Below are 18,975 nucleotides of genomic sequence, written 5' to 3'. Positions count from 1 at the left end.
GTCTAATTCATCTTTTCTACATAATCACTAATTAACTTCGCTGCTTTAGCGCCAACTTTTTTAACAAAGGTTTCGAAATCCTCTTCTGCACTACCATCTCCATTATCAGAAATTGCACGCATGGCAACTAAAGGCTTCTTAAATGCATGAGCAACTTGTGCAAAAGCGGCACCTTCCATTTCACAGGCTAAAGCTGTTGGAAAATTTTGACGAATTTCATCTTTTTGTTTAGATGAAGCGACAAATGAATCACCCGTTATTACCAATCCTTCACGGAAAGAAACACCCGTCTTTTTCAAATATTCTGCAAAGGCAGTTCCTTGTGGTGAATCAAGTACAAATTGGGCTGGTTGTTGAGGGATTTGACCTTCAACGTAATCTCCAGCTGCAGTATTATGTGCATCATAATAAGCAAATGCATTTGGCAGAACTAGATCTTCTTGATGAACATCTGGTGCCAGAGCACCTGCTGAACCAGTCATAAAAATGACATCAATATCAACACAGCTCAACAAACTGGCTAAGTTCATTGCAGCTTGTACCTTTCCGATACCACTTAGTCCTAAATATACATCATTGCCATTAACAGAAAAATGTTCGAATTCTGTTGATCCGAACATTTCTTTGGTTTCTGTTTGGAAATGATCACGATAAAATTCAGCTTCTTCCGCCATTGGGACGATAATCGCAATCTTCAATTTATTTCCTCATTTCCACTATAAATGAAACAGTGCTAGTAGCACTAATATAATTAAAACAATCACTATCAGGATAGCACGATTCAATCTTTTTTTCAGTCTTAGTGACTTCTCTTGGCGAATCGTTGCTTTATCACTTAATTGATCATGCTGGTAAAACTCTTGTCCGTCTCCTTCCAAAGGACGTCTTCTAAGTGGTTCATTATCAGAATCAGCTCTTTGAAAATCCGGATTTACATTTACTTCCTCTGAATCTTTATCAGCAAAAGAAGATTTGAGCTTATTAAGCAAGCTCTTTTTTTGCCTTTTTCGATAATCAGAACGTTTTTCTACCATGTTTAATCCTTATTATCAGTCTGAGCATTTTGCAATAGCATATTTTCCCAGACAGTAATCGCATAAATTGTCTTAGCATCGACAATTTTTCCTTCAGCCAATAAATTCTTTAACTCATCCAAGCTGTACCAAGCAGAAGTTAAAAATTCATCCTCATCAAGAGCCCGCTTATCAGTTAATTTGGTTAAAGTATCACAATAGAAAAGATACATCTTTTCATCACAAAAACCAGGAGAAGAATAAAATTCACTAACTTTTTCCCAATATTCTGCTCGATAGCCGCCCTCTTCATTTAGTTCGCGTTTCATTGCATCGAGTGGGCTAGCATCAGTAGAATCAACCAAACCAGCTGGAATTTCTAGAGTAATTTGCTTAATCGGTTCACGCCATTGCTTTACCAAAAGCATCTTTTGTTCATCGTTAATCGCAATTACACCTGAAGCGGGTTTATGCTTAATTACTTCTCTAGTTGAAGTTTCACCATTGGGAAGCTTAACTGTACGGACAGATAAATCTAGGATACGACCTTGAAAAATCTGTTGTGATGAGATTTCTGTTTCTTTTAAATCCAAAATCTCAGCTCCTTTTAGGCTAAATATACATTTACACATTGAAGACCATTTTTTCCTTGAGCCAATTGATATTGCACTCTTTGGCCTACTTGCAAAGTCTTATAGCCTTCTTCTTTAATTGCTTTATAGAAAACAAAGTATGACTTATGATTTTTATCATCTTCAATAAAGCCATAGCTACTGCCTTCATCAAACTGCTTAACAGTACCTAAACGCATTAGTTTTCCAATCCTTCTTCAGCAGCTTCTGGGTAATCTGCTTCAACAATTTTAGCACAACGACCACAAAGCATTGGCAATTTTGAATCTACACCGATATCAGTTCTGATCATTCGACAGCGAGGGCAAACTTCGCCTTCAACATGTTCAACTACTACACTGGCATTATTCAATTTTTCTGCATTAGTAGGTGCTTCACCATCAGCAATAGTTAACTTGGATACAATCAAGATTTGTCTAAAATCAGCATCTAAATCTTGAAGCATTGTCTTAGTTTCCTTGTCTGGATAAATAGTTACTGCCGCTTCAAATGATTTACCAATTAATTTCTTGTTTCTTGCATCTTCAAGAGCCTTCAAGACATCATCACGCAACTTCATGAATTTGCCCCAATTTTCAAGCAAATCATCATGGTTAGCATAGTCTTCAACTTCTGGCATATTAGCAAGTTGAATGTAATCTTCAGGTTCCTTCAAGAAGCCCCAGATTTCTTCCATAGTGTGTGGCAAAATTGGTGTTAAAATCTTAGCCAATTTAACAGCAGCATCATAAATCACAGTTTGCATTGAACGACGTGAATGGCTGTCTTCACCATCAATGTAGAGTACATCCTTAGCAAAATCAAGATAAAATGCTGAAAGATCATTAGAAATAAAGTTGAAGACTTTCTTAAAGACGGTAGTAAAGTCAAACTTGTCATAAGCAGCAAGACAGTCCTTAACTAAGTCATCCAATTTAACTTCTATGTATTGATCAACTGAACGAAGATCAGCATAAGCAACGCGATTTTCTTTTGGATCAAAATCACTAGTGTTGGCCAACATGTAACGGAAAGTATTTCTGATCTTGCGGTAACTTTCTGCAGATTGTTGCAAAATTCCCATTGAAACTGCAACATCAGAAGTAGTATCAGCTTGAGCTACCCAAAGACGAATAATTTCAGCACCCATCTTCTTGATTACATCGTTTGGTGAAATTACGTTGCCAAGTGACTTAGACATCTTGTGACCCTTATCATCAAGTACAAAGCCTTGTGATAATACTTCTTTATAAGGTGCCTTGCCAGTCACTGCAACAGAGGTAATCAAACTTGAATTGAACCAACCACGATATTGGTCACTACCTTCAAGGTAAAGATCAGCAGGATAATGTAAACCATCACGTTTTTCCATTACGCCTGACCAGGATGACCCAGAGTCAAACCAAACATCAAGAATATCTTTTTCTTTAGTAAATTCGCCGTTTGGTGAATGTTCTGAAGTAAAGTCTTCTGGCAACAATTCCTTAGCAGGATGAGTGTACCAAGCATTTGAACCTTCTTTAGCAAAAATCCCTGCTACATGTTCAATTGTTTCTGAAGTAACAATTGGTGTGCCATCTTCAGCGTAAAAAATTGGTAGTGGTACACCCCAAGCACGTTGACGAGAAATTACCCAATCGCCACGATCTTTAATCATGTTGTAAAGACGAGTCTTACCCCATGAAGGGATGAAGTTGGCTTGTTCAATTTGATCAAGGATTTGATCTCTAAACTTATCAATTGAAGCAAACCATTGAGTAGTTGCTCTGAAGATTACCGGCTTCTTAGTCCGCCAGTCATGTGGGTATGAGTGAGTAAAGACCTTAAGCTTAAGCAATGCACCTGCATCTCTTAACTTTTGGATCATTAACTTATCTACATCTTGGTAGAACATTCCCTTAAGTTCTGGCACTTCATCAGTATAACAACCATGAGCATCAACAGGACTAAAGATTGGTAAATGATACTTTTGACCAACATTAAAGTCGTCTTCACCAAAGCCAGGTGCAGTATGAACTAAACCAGTACCATCATCTAAAGTTACGTGGAATCCTTCAATTACTAAGCTATCTTTATCATAAATTGGATGCTTAGCCTTCATGTATTCCATGTCCTTGCCTTTGAGAGTTTGAACAACTTTATAATCGTCCCAACCAATTTCTTCAGCTACCTTATCAAGTAAGCCACTGGCAACAACATATCTCTTATCCCCAACTTGAACAACTGAGTAATCAAACTTTGGGTTAACACAGATAGCTTCATTAGCTGGAATAGTCCAAGGAGTAGTAGTCCAAATTACAAAGTACGTATCCTTAGGATCAATAATTCCTTTACCATCAGTAACTGGAAATGCTACGAAAATAGAATTAGCTTCAACGTCCTTATATTCAACTTCGGCTTCAGCTAAAGTCGATTCACTTGACCATGACCAGTAAACTGGCTTCTTGCCCTTATAGATATAGCCTTTCTTGTACATTTCTCCAAAGACACGAATTTCTTGTGCTTCAAAGTCATGCTGTAAGGTAATGTATGGATTATCCCAATCTGCCATAACACCTAGACGTTTAAAGTCGGTCATTTGCTTTTGAACTTGCTCTTCAGCATATTGACGACAAAGTTCGCGATACTTGGCACGATCCATTGTCTTACGGTCCACACCTTGCTTAGCAAGTTGTTGTTCAACTGGAAGACCGTGAGTATCCCAACCTGGTACATAAGGTGCATAGTAGCCATTCATATTCTTGTAACGAACAATAATGTCTTTTGAAATCTTGTTCAATGCGTGTCCCATATGAATGTTACCATTGGCAAATGGAGGACCATCATGCAAGTCAAAGCGAGGTTTACCTTCGTTTAACTTTAATCTTTGTTCATATAACTTATTTTCACGCCATTGTTTTTGCCATTCAGCTTCACGAACTGGCAAGTTACCGCGCATCTTAAATTTAGTTTTACCTAAATTAAGGGTATCTTTGATTCTCATTAACAAAATTCCTTTCTAAAAAAGAAAACCTCATCCTAAAATTAGGACGAGGTTAACCGTGGTACCACCTAAATTGAGCTCTTGCGAACTCCACTTAATTTTGCGTAACGTGCAAAAAAACGTTTAGATCAATTTGGCAGCTGATCAACCATCAAGCTCTTATGCTAGTCTTCCACCATCACTAGCTCGCTGAATTGCCATCAAGTTTTACTGTCAATCTAATATATTAACTCTTATAGTCATCAGGAAAAACAATTGTTGGACCTGAAGAATTAGATTTCATTTCAGGTTTAATATTAATTGTTTCGTGACTCTGACTATCTCCTGTCATTGGCTTGGGTGCAGAATCAGTTTTCTCGTCAGGATCAGCTGGTGTATCCAATTCCAAATCATCAGGGCCTTGAGAAGAGTTTACGTCATTTTCATCATCGTTGTCAACATCTTCATCATCATCTTCGATATCTTCAATGTCATCGTCGTCAGCATCAATTGGTTCTGAGTCATCATCAGGATAATAGCGTTCCAAATTGAAATAATCATCCAAAGCGTGTTGCCATTTTTCATCGGTCAAATTATCAATTTCAGTTTGCAACATGTCTTGGATGTTACTCCGAAATTCACTAACTTGCTCTTTAACACGCATATAATCTTTTGAAATAGTATCCTGCTGTTGTTTTTGCCTTTTAACGATCGCCTCTGCTTCTGCCTTTGCATCAGCGATGATTTTTTTAGCTTCTTTTTCTGTGCTTTCTTTTAATTCATCTGCAGCTTGTTGAGCAGAAATAAGTGACTTATTTAAAGAACTTTTCTTTTCGTTATATTCATTAACCTGCTCTTGATACTTGCCAACTTGTTCTTGCAAGTCAGATATCTTTTGATTTAAAGAAACATTTTCATTCTTTAAATCAACCAGTTGATCAAGTGTATCGCCATAATCATCGACAATCTTATCCAAAAAACTATCTACCTCAAGACGATCATATCCATTGCGACCACGATGTTTAAATTCTTTATTATGAATATCCATCGGGGTTAATTGCGTTTCTTTGTCTGCCAAAGTCTGAGCACCACCTTATACTTACCTTTTCTTGTAGTCGAAATATCTTCAATCAAAACTCGACCAAAATGTCTTAAACTTAAGACATCGTTTTCTTTAACCATTATATTAGAATCTGCTATTTCATGCCAATTTAATTTGACTAGTTGACTACTAATCATTTTTTGGATTTGACCACGGCTTTGTTTACTGATTCCTGATAACACAGCATCAATTCGCATTGAAGCAACTATCTCTGTCTTTTCAATTGAATCATCTTCAGGAGTTAATATTTCTTTGAAGCTGATTGCCTGCAATTTTACTTTTGTTCTGCCTACACGATCGATTTGTTCTTCAAAAAAATCGGCCATTTCTTTTTTAGCAAAAAACTGCCATTTTCCTTGATCATCGGTAATAATGTCACCAAAAATATTTGTATCAATGCCTGAATTGGCTAATGTTCCTAAAACTGCACTATGATTAATCTTAGCAAATTTTTGCGGATAGATTATTTCATACGGCTGGATTTGGTAATCACTTGGTTGTAAATTAAGCCACTCTTCACTCAAAATAACCCGCTTTTTCTCAGCATTAGGATAACCACCATATTCTTGAATAAAAGCATCATTACCTACAATAGTTTTTAAAATTGTTCGTTTACCCGGATCCAAAAAATCAGTTAAAATCGGCTCATGCTTAAAAACTAACTGATTAAAAAGACCAGTAAAATAGTCAATTACTGGTCTTTCCTCTTGATTAAAATATGGGTAAAACTTACTTGCTTGTCTACGTTCCATTAACCCATTATCCTCAATAAAATATTAAATATCCAAATTAAAACATAATTCTGAACAAGATATAAAATAAATAAAGCAATAATTGGTGAAACATCGATTCCAGTTGAGTAAGCTAATTTAGCAAATGGACCTCTACGAAACAAATTTAAATATGGATTTACAATTTTATCTAAAAAACGTCCAACTGCAGAATTACTTAACATTGGCAACCAACTCATAATCGCATCGATTACAATCAATAAACTATAGAGCCATAAAATCCATGTCAGTGCCAAATAAATTAAATGTAGTGCATTAACCATTAACTTAAATTATCTTTCTTATCCACTAAATCACTAATTTTACCATCAGTAACAAACTTAGGTGGGGTTGCTAAAAAGATTTTATCACCAATACGTTGAATCTCACCGTTCAAAGCATAAACTGTGCCTGTAATAAAATCAACAATCCGACGCGCAGAACTATCTTCCATTCTGCTAAAGTTAATTACTACTGCCTTATTATTTAATATGTTCTGAGCAACATCCTTAGCATCAGAATATACCCGTGGCTCATACAATACTATTTTGCTTTTAGCTGAATTCAAACCTGACTTGATTGAAACTACATTATCACGACTAACAGAGTTCAGAGGCAAGTCTTCATTTTCATCTTTAGTTTGTGAAGTATATTCTTCGTCATTATCTAATTCATCATCATTAGAAATTCCAAAAAATCTTCCTAATTTATCAAAAGCCATTTATCTCTACCTCCAAAACTAGTTTTCGCTACGGTGCTTGAAGAATGGGATATCACTGTTATCGTCATCATCATCTTGAGCGCTAGTTTCAATTTGAGAAATACTATCTTGATCTTCATTACTAAAAGTATCAAAACTCTCATGATCCTTCTTTGGTTCAGCAGATTGAGTATTTCTTCTTTGGTTATCTTGATTGTCATTTAATCCCCAAACACTGGTTGGATCAACCATCGTTTGTTTAGGTTGTTCAGGTTCTTGCTTTTCTGCTGCAGGTTGAACTGTTTGTGGACGATCAACAGGTTGTTCAGGTTGAGCAACCTTAGGAGCTTCTTCTTTCTTTTCTTTAGCTGGCTGGGCCTTAATTTGATGGCTACGACCAGGTAATTGCTTAGAAGCAGCTTCTTCGGCCTTAGAATCAATTCCTGTTGCAATAACAGTCACTACTACTTCGTCACCTAAGTTAGGATTGATTGAGGTACCAAAGATAATATTTACATCATCGCCAGCTGCCTTAGATACAATTTCTGAAGCATCTTGGGCTTCGAATAGAGTAAGATCAGGTCCACCAGTAATGTTAAGCAATACTTGCTTAGCACCATCAATTGAAACTTCAAGTAATGGTGAAGAAATAGCCAATTTAGTAGCTTCAACCGTTCTGTTTTCACCACTAGCACGACCAATTCCCATCAAGGCTGCACCTTGATTTTCCATTACAGTCTTAACATCGGCAAAGTCCAAGTTAACGTAGTCAGTTGAAGTGATCAAATCTGAAATACCTTGAACACCCTGCTTCAAAACGTTATCAGCTTCCTTGAAGGCATCCATCATTGGAGTCTTCTTATCAACCATCTCAAGCAAACGGTTATTAGCAATAATAACTAAAGTATCAACATATTGCTTTAGTTGGGTAATACCTTCTGCCGCATTTTTAGAACGCTTAGGGCCTTCAAAACTAAATGGGCGTGTAACCACACCAACAGTCAAGGCACCAGTCTCACGTGCAATTTTAGCCACTACAGGCGCAGCACCAGTACCAGTACCACCACCCATACCAGCAGTGATAAAGATCATATCTGCACCTTTAAGTGCATCTTCAATTGTTTGTTCACTTTCTTCTGCAGCCTTTTGACCTACTTCTGGATGTGAACCAGCACCTAACCCACGGGTTAGCTTTGGCCCCAACTGAATCTTATTCTCAGCCTTATTACTATTTAAAGCTTGCACATCAGTGTTTGCTGCAATAAATGAAACACCTTGTACGCCATCGTCAATCATTCGGTTAACAGCATTGCCGCCGGCTCCACCAACACCAATTACTTTGATGACAGCATTCTTATTGTCGTCTGAATCGAATGTAAAATCCATTAAATTAACCACCTTTAATCAAAGAATTTCTTAAAGAAACTCTTCAAGCTATTATTAGTTTTTTCTTGCTTAGTATTTTCTTTATCTGACTCAGATTCTACTCTGGCAGACACTTTGCTTCTATTATAAGCTTCTTCGGCTTCACTTTCACTACTAGAAGTTGTACTTTTAGAAATCTTGGTATTTTTTGATTGAGAAGCAGTATCTTCTACAGCAGGCTCACCAAACCCATAAATTACGCTATTAACAAGATAATCTACTTCAGACATCTTATATGAATAGTGGACAATACCATAAGCAGCCGTATAAATCGGATTGCGCATTCCAATTTGATCCGGTTCATAAATACGGGCCTTAACGTTTAATCCATTAGCTGTTAAGCTATCAATTCCTTGTAAAAGACTCGTACCACCGGTAATCACAATACCACCTGGCTGCTTTAAAGCTTTGTGTTTAGCCAAGCCTTTGCCTAAACGAGTTAAAATTTGTTCTAGCCGAGCATTAATGATTTCACTAAGATAAACTTCATCAACCATTTGTTGGCTATTTGCACCAACACTATTAATAGCAAATTTATCATTTTTTGAGGCAAATTGTGGGTCTGCAAAGCCATAATCTAATTTGATCTGCTCTGCATCTTTCTTAGAAATGCTTAAAACAGCAGAAATATCATTAGTAATATCACTGCCACCTTCTAAATCAATATTAGCGTATTTAATCTGACCTGCTTTAATGACAGTTGCCGTACTTACGCCACCACCAAGATCAATAATTACTGAACCAAATGTTTTTTCACTTTCATTCAGCGCAACACTTGAAATTGCCAAAGGAGTCGGTACAAAGAAATTATTATGATAGCCTGCTCTTTCAATCGCCTTTTTAATATTGTGTAATGGCCCTGTCGGAGCTGTTAGTAAAATTCCACTGACCCCTAAAGAACGGGCAATCATTTTTCTAGGATCATCTACTTCTGTTTTACCGTCAATCAAAAACCGACTTGGTAAAAATGTGATTGCTTCACGTTCATCCTTAGCTGCGGAATGAATGGCAGATTTGATTGTCCGCTTTACATCATCATTATTTACTTCTCGACCTTGTTCACCAACATTGGCAAAGCCAGTAGCAGTCTCAAGTTGTAACATCCCTACTGGAATTCCTGCAACTACACTATAAATTTTGGCATTAGTTTTTTCAGCTACACCTTTGAGTGCACGATTAATTGCAGAAGCAGTCTGATCAATATCTACTATTTGCCCATGTCGCATTCCTGAATTAGGCGTAGTCACTGCACCTATTACTTTACCAGAGTCCGCAACAACGGCCTTTACACTTGTGGTTCCTATATCTAGACCCACTAAAAGATTTGAATTCTCCAAAATTAAGCCCCCATTAATATTTGCCTTGAAAAAATTCTAACATAAATAAACTTGCAAAACAGCTACGATATGCCGTAAGCTTTCTTCTCACTTGAAGTTAATGGTCTACTAAATGCGCCTATCTCTAAATCAATTAGGCTATTTTTGCCAGCTTTAACTCTAATCGCATCATAATATTTTAGTTTACTCTTCAAAGTAGTAGTATTGCCAATTACAACATTGCCATCTTTCATCACAAAAATAATCTGCGAATTTCGTCTGGTATTTCCACTTAATAATTTTACCTGATTTTTGAATGAATTAGGTAAATTGTTAAATAACTTTAAATCATTTTTTAAATCATCTGATTTATTATAGCCAACAAAGATCGGCTTATCTTGATTCACTTTCGACCAAGATAATGCTCTTGTACCTATTTTTCCATTATCCAAAATCTTGCGATACGAATCACCATCTTTTAAATAACCGACTGCTTTGCGTTCATTAATTTGCAAAATAAGCTGATTAACGTGACCCAAATGAACTTGTGCACTTTGAATTTCTGGATATTTTTTAGATAATTTTTGACTCAAATCTTTTTGTTGAAATAAATAATCAAAAACTTTATCACTAGCTTTTATTTTGGATATTTTAATAATTTCCTTAACCGGTAAATCCGTTACCCCAATCACTTTAACAGTACTAATATTTGCTAACGGTGAAATATAATATCCTAAACCAGCAATTGCCAAAATTGAAACTGTCATTATCAGTCCAAGTCTTCGCCTTAGCGATCGGCGTCTTTCTGCCTGCAAATTAGAAAGTGAGGCAGATATTTTAGCCTGCGATTTATGACTATTTCTTTGTTGATTGAACTCATGATTTAAGTATGGAGACAACTCTTTTCTTGGATCAATCTTAGTTACTGGCTTTTTTGCCATCTGCCTCACCTACTTTTCTTAGCGTGAAATCTCTTCCATTACTTTAATTACTTGATCAGATGCATCAGGAACACCCAGTGCTTTAGAAGCCTTACTCATTTCTGTAGCATACTTTTCATCAAGTAAAATATGATCAATTGAAGAAACAAAATTATTTGGATTCAAGTCATCTTCTGGAATAACTAAGGCTGCACCTGCTTTTTCAAGATCGAGTGCATTTTTCATTTGGTGATTATGAGTTACGTTAGGACTAGGAATCAAGATAACTGGTACGCCTAACGCTGTAAACTCAGCAATACTTGTTGCTCCAGACCGTGAAACAACACAAGTCATTTCTGGTAAAAGTCCTGGCATATTCTTAATATATGGCAAGATCTTAATACTAGTTCCTATATCAATGCCCTTAAGCTTTTCTTGCACTTTATCAAAATAATAAGTACCTGTTGCCCAAATAATTTGATATGGCTTTTGCTTCAATGTCATTAAAGACTTAAGCATAATTCTATTGATTGCAAGTGCACCACGTGAGCCACCAAACACTAAAACCGTCGGCATTTGTGGATTCAAATTCCAGGTCTTTTTAAGATCAATCTTTTCTTCATGCAAACTCAAAACTTGTTGTGAACGAGGATTACCCGTCTTAACTAATTTCTTTTTTTCGGAAAATTCTTTAGCAGCATCATCAAAGGTATAACAAATCTTATCAACATAATGGCCTAAAAACTTATTAGCCAAGCCAACTACTGAATTAGATTCATGAATCATAGTTGGAATATGCATTTTAGCTGCTTCATAGACCATGGCCCCACTAACATAACCACCTGTACCCAAAACAACATCCGGCTTAAAGTCTTGCAAAATTTGACGGGCACTTTTAGTAGCTTGCCAAAATAATTTGATAGTTTCAAAGTTTTTCAATGGATGTTTGCGGTTAAAGCCCTGAATTTTAATAGTTTTAAAGTTAACACCTGCTGCTGGGACAATTTTTGACTCTAACCCTTTTTGCGTACCAACAAACAAGATTTCATCGTTTGTGCTAATACCGCGTTCTTTCAAACGCTCAATAATTGCCATAATTGGATAAATGTGGCCACCCGTACCGCCACCTGTAAAGATAACTCTCATTTTATTTAGTCTTTAATTCCTTCACAAATCTAACAAAGTAATCGCCGCGTTCTTCAAAAGTTCTAAATTGATCCCAAGAAGCACAAGCTGGTGAGAACAAAAGAACATCTCCTGCTTCTACTAATTCCCATGCACGAGGAACAGCTTCTTGTAGCGTATTAACAATTACAATGTCCTTAATTCCCGCTTTTCTAGCTGCATCGGCTAAAAGATATCTAGTTTCACCATAAAGAACAATCGCCTTAACGTGTTCTTTAAATAATGGAACTAAATCATCAAAAGTAAAACCACGATCTAGTCCACCTGCAATTAATACTTCTGGTTCTTTAAATGATGGAATAGCTACTGTTGCAGCTTCAATATTAGTCGACTTAGAATCATTATAAACCTTGCAGCCGTCAAGTGTTGTTACATATTGTAAACGATGCTTTGCTCCCGTAAAGGTGCTTAATACTGCAGCAATATCATCATTGTCAGCACCCATAAGCTTAGAGATAGCGATTGCTACCAAACTGTTTTGCAAATTATGAATACCAGGCAATTTAATGTCTGCAATCTTCATAATTTTTTCGTTTTGGCTTTCTAGATATTCGTCACCAATAAAGTAATCGGCATTATGATCAACTTCTGAGAAAGTTTGCATCTTAGCTGGAGAAACTTCTTTTTCTTTAGCTAAAATATCCTTTTGATCGTAGTTAGCAATAAAGTAATCACTACTATTTTGCGTTCTGGTTACATTTAGCTTGGCATTAACATAATTTTCAAAAGTCTTGTGATAATCCAAGTGCACATTATTGTAAATATCAACAATAGCAGCAACCTTAGGATTAATATCTGTAACACCTAAAAGTTGAAAACTAGAAATTTCAACTACTAAAATATCATCTTTAGTTGCTTTAGGCACAACTTCGGAAATTGGCACACCAATATTACCAACCGCATATGCATGATGACCAGATTTTTGCAAATGATGATCCAAAATTCTTTGAGTTAGCATGACTGTAGTAGTCTTACCATTTGAACCAGTCACACACACATAGGGCGCATCACTGCAGCTCAATGCAACTTCTGGTTCAGTAATAATTGGAATATTTAATTCTTCAGCTTTTTGTACCATTGGGTTTTCGTAAGGAATGCCTGGATTCTTAACTAAATAATCAAAATGTTCTTTTTCAAGTAAGTCAACTGGGTGGTGTCCACCAATTACACGAACACCGCGATTCTTTAATTCTTGTGCCTTGTCATTATGATCAAGATCAGCTTTGTCATTCAAGGTTAATTTGGCACCCAATTTTAAAAGAAGTTCACTAACTGCAAAACCACTTTTTCCTAAACCTAAAACTAAAATATTTTTATTATTATAAGTTTTAATATCTTTCATTTTTTATTATTATCCCCAAATTACCAAATACAAAATACTACCAATTAAACCAACTAACCAGAACACAAAGTCAACTTTCCATTCTGACCAGCCCAACATTTCAAAATGATGGTGAATAGGCGTCATCTTAAAAATACGTTTACCTGTAGTCTGGAAAGAAATTACTTGCAAAATTACACTTGCAGTTTCACAAACAAAGACAATTCCGATTAATAAAAGTGACCATGGACGATTAAGCATAATACTAATCGTAGCCAAACCACCACCTAAGGCCAGTGAGCCAGCATCACCCATGAAGATTTTAGCTGGTTTATGGTTAAAAATAAAGAAAGCAAGCAAACCACCAATCACACTCATACAAAAGGCCAAAACAGCAAAATTCTTTTGTTTGAATGCAATATAAGCATAAGTACCGTAAGCTACAACTGATAATCCAGTTGCCAAGCCATCCAATCCATCAGACAAGTTAACCGCATTAGAAAAGCCGACCAGCCAAAAGATAATGAATGCTACAAATAAAACTAAACTATGAACTACACCTGCAAATGGAATATATAAGCCAAATTGGAAATGATCACTTGTAGCAATGATGACAATTACAATTGCAATAATTATTTGCAAAGCCAATTTTTGCCAAGCACGCAAACCAAGATTTCGCTTAAAGTACAACTTAATTCCATCATCAAGGAAACCGATAATGCCATAACCTAAAAGACTGATTATCAAAATCCAAACAACTTTATTCAAATTGTGTTGCATAGCAGCTACCCAAATAACGGAAATAACTGCTGCAATTACAAAAACAGTTCCACCCATTGTAGGTGTGCCAGATTTCTTCTGATGCCACTTAGGACCTTCATCACGAATTTCTTGTCCTTCGTGATGTGACCGCATAAATTTAATTAACAACGGAATAAAGATCACTGTCAAAACCAGTGAACTAACTAAGGCAATACAACTTGCCAACATTATATTCATACTAAGTTACTCCTTTAACCTAATGTTTATTTTTCTTCCGGCTTTCAATTCTGTACCCTTAGTCACACTTTGACTAGAAACAGTTCCGGTTCCCTTTATACTTAATTTAATATCAGTTAAGTTAGCAAATTGGTGCAAATCACTATATGACCACCCAGTCATATCTGGGCAAATAATTTTACCTGAGGTATTAACAAATATTTTTGATCCGGATTCCAATCTTTCACCCGTTTTAATACCTTGATTAGTAACTCGATCACCACTACCAACTTTGACTAAATCAAGCCCTAATTGCTTAGCTTGACTTTCAGCTTGTCCAACAGTTTTATCTTTAAAACTAGGTACCTTTACCGTCGTTGTTGAATCATCATTCTTAGAGATTGAAATGATCCGACGCATCATTGGCTTAAAAATTGAAGCTAAAATCTTTTCAGCTCCGCCCCCAATTAAATGTGGCTGCTTAATTGTCAAATAAATGCAATAACGGGGCTTGCTAGCAGGATAAATACCAACAACAGAGAAAATATAATTACTATTACCCTTGAGGTATCCTCCACCCTTAGGATTAGCAATTTGAGCGGTCCCAGTTTTAACAGCAATATCAGCATTGCCCATCTTGTAGGCAGCACCAGTTCCTGATTGCTTATTAAGCACCTTTCTCATATTAGCAACAATTACTTTTCTAGTCTTGGCGTCATATACTGGTGTCCCAACTTTTTTGATCTGATAGCCTTGAACAGTATCACCATCAGCATTAGTAATCTTGTTAATCAATTGCGGTTTAACCATCTGGCCGTTATTTGCTAAAGAACTGTAAGCTTGCATCATCTGCATTACATTCACAGTCACGCCTTGACCAAAAGCAGTAATTGCCTGATCAACCGGTGTCTTAAACGAAATCATCCCTGGTTGCTCACCAGGAAGAGTAACTCCCGTTTTTTCTCCAATCCGGAATTTCTTTAGGTACTTGCGCCAAGTTTTAGCACCCATCTTTTGTTCTAACTTAACAAACCCAGTGTTACTTGAACGTTCAAAAGCTTGTGAAAACGGAATTGTTCCCCAGCCTGAAGTTAGCCAGTCATGGATAGTTGACCCAGCAATATTAACAGAACCAGAGCGGTAATACTCATTGGGATTATAATTGCCACTATTAACGACTGCCGCAAATGACAAAATCTTAAAAACCGAACCCGGTTCATAAGTATCTTGCACTAAGATATTACGATATGACTTGGTCAAGCCTTTCATAGTTTGCGGATTGAAAGTTGGACGTTGTGAAGCTGCTAAAATCTTGCCTGTTTTCATGTCCTCAATTGCAGCGGTAATTGATGTTGGCTGATACGTTTTTTGAACCTCGCTCAACCGCGTCTCAAGTAAACTTTGCAATTGTGAATCCAATGTTAAATACAAGTTATTGCCATTTTTAGCTGGCTTATAAACTTGGTTACCATTAGGCATTTGATATTCAGATGCATCTACCGAAGAAATTCGATAACCATCTGTTCCAGTTAAAGTCTTATTGAAATAAGCCTCAATCCCCATGGTTCCGACCAAATTTTGTGCATTAGTCTTCTTGTTCCAAATTGGCTGAGCTAGACCAACAACATGTGAAGCGAAGATCCCATTTGGATATAACCTTGATGGTGTTTCTAAGAATTTAATCCCCGGCAATTTCATTGCTTCAATCTTTTTCTTTTGCCTTAAAGTTAGACCACTACCACCCGTTCCAAATTGTACCTGGAAGACTTTTTTCTGTGGTGTTAAATATTGGTAAATTTTCTCAGCAGATAACGGCAAAACCTGAGCCAACTTTTCAGCCGTTTCAGTCTTATTCACCACATACTCAGGTTTATTTTTATAATTAATCGAAGTCTTATCTAAAATTGCATAAACCGTATACAAATGCGAATCTTCCGCAATTGTCAGTCCATTTCGATCATAGATAGTCCCTCGCGTAGCTTTAATTACCTGATTCCGTTTATAAAGCTGTTTGATACGTTGTGACAAGTTTTGTCCATTAACTGTTTTAGATATTCCGATATATAAAAATCTAGCCGTAAATACAAGAAAAACCAAAGCCACGGCCATTTGGAGAAATCTCCCCACCGTAAAGCGGTAGCCGTGGGCTTTGGATTTTTGTAATTTTAAATTACTGTTTTTTTTCATTAACGAATTGTCCTAATATTTTTGTTAATTAGAGTTAATCCCTTTTCACGTGCAATTTTATTTAAACGTGATGTAGAAGTTAACTCTCCAATCTCTTGACGTAAATCGGTAATCTTGTTCTGTTCCTTAGCGACCGTCTGCTGAGTTTTAGTCAACTCATGTTGAGCCGAAGTTGCAGAAATACTAGAAGAAACTAGGAAGATCATCATGCCCAACGTAATAATGCTTCCAATAATTATTAAAATTTTTTCTATGCCGCTATAAGGAACTTTACGCGGATCAAGGATAATTCGTTGATGTTTCTGCGAACCATCTCTACTATTTGGTTCATATTCTATTCTTCTTGCTGAGCTGTCAGCCATAACTTTTTCCTCTTTATAACTTCTCTGCAACCCGTAGTTTTGCACTGTGTGAGCGGTTGTTGTTTTCTAATTCAGAAGCAGAAGCTACAATCGGTTTGCGATTTACCAAACGCAGCGTTGGTTTCATATCGTCTGGGATAAATGGCATCCCTCTTGGCACCTCAACCTCTGAATACTTCTTAAAAATTTTCTTAACGATCTTGTCTTCATGAGACTGGAACGTAATTACACTGATTCGACCACCAGGACGCAATATCTTAATTGCTTCCTCTAGCGAAGCTTGTAAAACATCAAGTTCGTGGTTAACAGCCACCCGCAAAGCTTGAAAACTCTTCTTTGCCGGGTGCCCTCCAGTTCTTCGTGCATACGCAGGAATAGCATCCTTAATTACATCAACTAATTCAAAAGTTGTTGCAATTGGCTTTTCCCTACGCCTTTCTACGATCATGCGAGCAATTTGACGTGAAAACTTTTCATCGCCATATTGATACAAAATATCTGCCAGCTCTTTTTGACTTAAAGTATTAACTAACTGATAAGCGTCTAAGTCTTGACTTTGATCCATTCTCATATCTAATCGAGCATCATAACGATATGAAAAACCACGATCTGCTTGATCAAACTGAGGAGAAGATACACCTAAGTCATAGTATATGCCATCTATTCCATCTGAGTAGCCTAGCTTTACTAGGTCCTTTTCCAAATTACTAAAGTTGTCATGTACTAATTCTAACTTTGGTTCACTACCTGGCTGCAGTAAATTCGCAAAGTTCAACTCTGCCGATTTTATCGCATATTCATCTTGGTCAAAACCTACAAGCGTACCGGTGTCAATTTTGCTAAGCAAATATTTAGCATGTCCACCACCGCCAAAAGTTGCATCTACATAAAGACCACCGTTTCTTGGTTTCAAATTGTCGATAGTTTCGTGTAAGAGTACACTGGTGTGTTTGAATTTCATAGTTTTTTATAGTTCAATGTCGTCCAAATTTTCAGCAATATCATCATAGTCTTCGTTAGCTTCTTCTTCAAAGCTAGTCCAACGTTCCTTAGACCAAATTTCAATTCGATCAGAAACACCTATAATGACACATTCTTTAATGAGTTCAGCATGAGCCTTAAGCGTTGTTGTCAGATTAACGCGCCCCTGCTTATCAAACTCACATTCCATCGCACCAGAGTAGAATAAACGCATAAATTTACGTGTATTCCTCTTAGTCAACGGAAGTTTTGCTAATTTGGCTTCAATCTTTGACCATTCTTCCATCGAATAGCCAAAAATGCAGCCTTCCATTCCTCGCGTGAATACCATCTTGTCGCCAATCTGATCGCGAAGTTTCGCTGGTATAATCAGGCGACCCTTGCTATCAAGATTATGGTGATATTCACCCATGAACATGGTCTAGCCCCCTTCCACTAAATAATTTACCACAATTCACCACTCTCTACCACATCCATCTGAAAAAAATACCGATTTTTAAATTTCTTTTTTATCCTAAATTCTTAAAATTAAAAAAAGTCGCAAAATATTAAAATTTTGCGGCTTTGGTATATACAACAAATTTAGATTTTATAACACAAGCATCAATAAAAGTCCAACATACCAAAAACAGGTACAGGCAGCTAAATAATCCCATAATTTACGAAGTGTTTTTCCTAAAGAAATATTTTTATTCTTAATTGCATCATTTAGCGATACAACAATCACTAAGACAAAATAGCATAAGAAACCATAAGGTAAAAATGAGGGTTTATTCATGTGTAAAGTAATTAATCCACACGCCGAAAGAAAGAAAAATGGCATAACATCATACCCTCTAAACTGTGCCTTAGGGAAAATTTTGTTGACCAAAAAAGCAACTACTAAGCCGATAATTGGGATTAGAAAAATATAAAGCATAAATGTTCCTCCATTCTTTTCATTGTAAACTAGAATTGATTTGAAAAAAACTATTAATAAGCATAAAATATTGTTCAAGTAGGAGGGCTTTTTATGGCACGAAAAAAGAAAAAGAAATCAGGTTTTCAAAAGTTAACTATTGCAATGGCTTGGATCATGGCCATCATCACTTTAGCAGCAGTTATTGCTCAAGCTGCTGTTTCGCTTCAAAGTTTTTAAGCAA

General features: G+C 36.5%; 21 protein-coding genes. 1 reads left to right on the top strand and 20 read right to left on the bottom strand.

Annotated features, from left to right (window positions below; translation table 11 throughout):
* Window positions 1-2: 2 nt before the first annotated feature.
* The 20 genes from Q0Y84_RS02145 to Q0Y84_RS02050 form a co-directional block, all read right to left on the bottom strand.
* Window positions 3-698: a 5'-methylthioadenosine/adenosylhomocysteine nucleosidase gene (locus tag Q0Y84_RS02145; RefSeq protein ID WP_297950453.1), complete on the bottom strand. Its 696-nt coding sequence runs from the start codon at window positions 696-698 to the stop codon at window positions 3-5.
* Window positions 699-716: 18 nt separating this feature from the next.
* Entirely contained in the window at window positions 717-1,034 is a 318-nt protein-coding gene (locus Q0Y84_RS02140) for a hypothetical protein (RefSeq protein ID WP_297950451.1), read from the bottom strand.
* Between the two features lie 2 nt (window positions 1,035-1,036).
* Complete coding sequence (locus tag Q0Y84_RS02135; RefSeq protein WP_297950449.1) at window positions 1,037-1,606, bottom strand: NUDIX hydrolase; 570 nt, start codon at window positions 1,604-1,606, stop codon at window positions 1,037-1,039.
* Window positions 1,607-1,620: 14 nt separating this feature from the next.
* Window positions 1,621-1,824, bottom strand: coding sequence for a cold-shock protein (locus Q0Y84_RS02130; RefSeq protein WP_297950447.1), 204 nt, complete (start codon window positions 1,822-1,824; stop codon window positions 1,621-1,623).
* Complete coding sequence (gene ileS, locus Q0Y84_RS02125) at window positions 1,824-4,607, bottom strand: isoleucine--tRNA ligase (RefSeq protein ID WP_297950445.1); 2,784 nt, start codon at window positions 4,605-4,607, stop codon at window positions 1,824-1,826. Before ileS ends, Q0Y84_RS02130 begins: the two co-directional genes overlap by 1 nt.
* A gap of 226 nt (window positions 4,608-4,833) precedes the next feature.
* Complete coding sequence (locus tag Q0Y84_RS02120) at window positions 4,834-5,664, bottom strand: DivIVA domain-containing protein (protein ID WP_297950443.1); 831 nt, start codon at window positions 5,662-5,664, stop codon at window positions 4,834-4,836.
* Window positions 5,640-6,440, bottom strand: a complete 801-nt coding sequence (locus tag Q0Y84_RS02115; RefSeq protein ID WP_297950441.1) for a YlmH/Sll1252 family protein — start codon at window positions 6,438-6,440, stop codon at window positions 5,640-5,642. Before Q0Y84_RS02115 ends, Q0Y84_RS02120 begins: the two co-directional genes overlap by 25 nt.
* Window positions 6,440-6,742, bottom strand: coding sequence for a YggT family protein (locus Q0Y84_RS02110; RefSeq protein WP_297950439.1), 303 nt, complete (start codon window positions 6,740-6,742; stop codon window positions 6,440-6,442). The genes Q0Y84_RS02115 and Q0Y84_RS02110 overlap by 1 nt, the downstream gene beginning before the upstream one ends.
* The gene (sepF, locus tag Q0Y84_RS02105; protein WP_297950437.1) at window positions 6,742-7,179 is read right to left on the bottom strand and encodes a cell division protein SepF; all 438 of its coding nucleotides are present in this window, start codon (window positions 7,177-7,179) and stop codon (window positions 6,742-6,744) included. The genes Q0Y84_RS02110 and sepF overlap by 1 nt, the downstream gene beginning before the upstream one ends.
* A gap of 18 nt (window positions 7,180-7,197) precedes the next feature.
* Window positions 7,198-8,544, bottom strand: coding sequence for a cell division protein FtsZ (gene ftsZ / locus Q0Y84_RS02100; RefSeq protein ID WP_297950435.1), 1,347 nt, complete (start codon window positions 8,542-8,544; stop codon window positions 7,198-7,200).
* Between the two features lie 14 nt (window positions 8,545-8,558).
* Window positions 8,559-9,920: a cell division protein FtsA gene (gene ftsA, locus Q0Y84_RS02095; RefSeq protein ID WP_297950433.1), complete on the bottom strand. Its 1,362-nt coding sequence runs from the start codon at window positions 9,918-9,920 to the stop codon at window positions 8,559-8,561.
* A 62-nt stretch (window positions 9,921-9,982) separates the two neighbouring features.
* A complete protein-coding gene (locus Q0Y84_RS02090; RefSeq protein ID WP_297950431.1) occupies window positions 9,983-10,840 on the bottom strand; it encodes an FtsQ-type POTRA domain-containing protein in 858 nt (285 codons plus the stop codon).
* An 18-nt stretch (window positions 10,841-10,858) separates the two neighbouring features.
* Entirely contained in the window at window positions 10,859-11,965 is a 1,107-nt protein-coding gene (murG, locus tag Q0Y84_RS02085; protein ID WP_297950429.1) for an undecaprenyldiphospho-muramoylpentapeptide beta-N-acetylglucosaminyltransferase, read from the bottom strand.
* A gap of 1 nt (window position 11,966) precedes the next feature.
* The gene (murD, locus tag Q0Y84_RS02080) at window positions 11,967-13,346 is read right to left on the bottom strand and encodes a UDP-N-acetylmuramoyl-L-alanine--D-glutamate ligase (RefSeq protein WP_297950427.1); all 1,380 of its coding nucleotides are present in this window, start codon (window positions 13,344-13,346) and stop codon (window positions 11,967-11,969) included.
* Between the two features lie 9 nt (window positions 13,347-13,355).
* Window positions 13,356-14,324, bottom strand: a complete 969-nt coding sequence (gene mraY, locus Q0Y84_RS02075) for a phospho-N-acetylmuramoyl-pentapeptide-transferase (RefSeq protein ID WP_297950425.1) — start codon at window positions 14,322-14,324, stop codon at window positions 13,356-13,358.
* A 6-nt stretch (window positions 14,325-14,330) separates the two neighbouring features.
* Window positions 14,331-16,490 (bottom strand): penicillin-binding protein, encoded by a 2,160-nt coding sequence (locus tag Q0Y84_RS02070; RefSeq protein WP_297950423.1) that lies wholly within the window; start codon window positions 16,488-16,490, stop codon window positions 14,331-14,333.
* Window positions 16,490-16,852, bottom strand: coding sequence for a cell division protein FtsL (ftsL, locus tag Q0Y84_RS02065; protein ID WP_297950421.1), 363 nt, complete (start codon window positions 16,850-16,852; stop codon window positions 16,490-16,492). The genes Q0Y84_RS02070 and ftsL overlap by 1 nt, the downstream gene beginning before the upstream one ends.
* Window positions 16,853-16,865: 13 nt before the next feature.
* On the bottom strand, window positions 16,866-17,813 hold the full coding sequence (rsmH, locus tag Q0Y84_RS02060) for a 16S rRNA (cytosine(1402)-N(4))-methyltransferase RsmH (protein WP_297950419.1): 948 nt from the start codon (window positions 17,811-17,813) through the stop codon (window positions 16,866-16,868).
* 6 nt (window positions 17,814-17,819) lie between these two features.
* Entirely contained in the window at window positions 17,820-18,251 is a 432-nt protein-coding gene (gene mraZ / locus Q0Y84_RS02055) for a division/cell wall cluster transcriptional repressor MraZ (RefSeq protein ID WP_297950417.1), read from the bottom strand.
* 171 nt (window positions 18,252-18,422) lie between these two features.
* Window positions 18,423-18,752: a DUF3397 domain-containing protein gene (locus tag Q0Y84_RS02050; protein WP_297950414.1), complete on the bottom strand. Its 330-nt coding sequence runs from the start codon at window positions 18,750-18,752 to the stop codon at window positions 18,423-18,425.
* Window positions 18,753-18,845: 93 nt separating this feature from the next.
* Here Q0Y84_RS02050 and Q0Y84_RS02045 point away from each other — a divergent pair, with 93 nt between their 5' ends.
* Window positions 18,846-18,971 carry a DUF4044 domain-containing protein gene (locus Q0Y84_RS02045; protein WP_297950412.1) on the top strand — a complete coding sequence of 42 codons (126 nt, stop codon included), beginning with the start codon at window positions 18,846-18,848 and terminating at the stop codon, window positions 18,969-18,971.
* The last annotated feature ends 4 nt before the right edge of the window (window positions 18,972-18,975 follow it).

This window comes from uncultured Lactobacillus sp. (assembly GCF_947367125.1).
Taxonomy (GTDB): Bacteria; Bacillota; Bacilli; order Lactobacillales; family Lactobacillaceae; genus Lactobacillus.
The sequence above is the reverse complement of the archived record's forward strand: the minus strand, read 5'-3'. Positions and strand labels throughout refer to the sequence as shown.

Excerpts from the sequence above, each read along its gene's own strand:
- Q0Y84_RS02140 (WP_297950451.1), bottom strand. The coding sequence starts at position 1,034 with ATGGTAGAAAAACGTTCTGATTATCGAAAAAGGCAAAAAAAGAGCTTG.
- Q0Y84_RS02130 (WP_297950447.1), bottom strand. The coding sequence starts at position 1,824 with ATGCGTTTAGGTACTGTTAAGCAGTTTGATGAAGGCAGTAGCTATGGC.
- ileS (WP_297950445.1), bottom strand. The coding sequence starts at position 4,607 with ATGAGAATCAAAGATACCCTTAATTTAGGTAAAACTAAATTTAAGATG.
- Q0Y84_RS02115 (WP_297950441.1), bottom strand. The coding sequence starts at position 6,440 with ATGGAACGTAGACAAGCAAGTAAGTTTTACCCATATTTTAATCAAGAG.
- Q0Y84_RS02110 (WP_297950439.1), bottom strand. The coding sequence starts at position 6,742 with ATGGTTAATGCACTACATTTAATTTATTTGGCACTGACATGGATTTTA.
- sepF (WP_297950437.1), bottom strand. The coding sequence starts at position 7,179 with ATGGCTTTTGATAAATTAGGAAGATTTTTTGGAATTTCTAATGATGAT.
- ftsZ (WP_297950435.1), bottom strand. The coding sequence starts at position 8,544 with ATGGATTTTACATTCGATTCAGACGACAATAAGAATGCTGTCATCAAA.
- Q0Y84_RS02090 (WP_297950431.1), bottom strand. The coding sequence starts at position 10,840 with ATGGCAAAAAAGCCAGTAACTAAGATTGATCCAAGAAAAGAGTTGTCT.
- murG (WP_297950429.1), bottom strand. The coding sequence starts at position 11,965 with ATGAGAGTTATCTTTACAGGTGGCGGTACGGGTGGCCACATTTATCCA.
- murD (WP_297950427.1), bottom strand. The coding sequence starts at position 13,346 with ATGAAAGATATTAAAACTTATAATAATAAAAATATTTTAGTTTTAGGT.
- mraY (WP_297950425.1), bottom strand. The coding sequence starts at position 14,324 with ATGAATATAATGTTGGCAAGTTGTATTGCCTTAGTTAGTTCACTGGTT.
- Q0Y84_RS02070 (WP_297950423.1), bottom strand. The coding sequence starts at position 16,490 with ATGAAAAAAAACAGTAATTTAAAATTACAAAAATCCAAAGCCCACGGC.
- ftsL (WP_297950421.1), bottom strand. The coding sequence starts at position 16,852 with ATGGCTGACAGCTCAGCAAGAAGAATAGAATATGAACCAAATAGTAGA.
- rsmH (WP_297950419.1), bottom strand. The coding sequence starts at position 17,813 with ATGAAATTCAAACACACCAGTGTACTCTTACACGAAACTATCGACAAT.
- mraZ (WP_297950417.1), bottom strand. The coding sequence starts at position 18,251 with ATGTTCATGGGTGAATATCACCATAATCTTGATAGCAAGGGTCGCCTG.
- Q0Y84_RS02050 (WP_297950414.1), bottom strand. The coding sequence starts at position 18,752 with ATGCTTTATATTTTTCTAATCCCAATTATCGGCTTAGTAGTTGCTTTT.
- Q0Y84_RS02045 (WP_297950412.1), top strand. The coding sequence starts at position 18,846 with ATGGCACGAAAAAAGAAAAAGAAATCAGGTTTTCAAAAGTTAACTATT.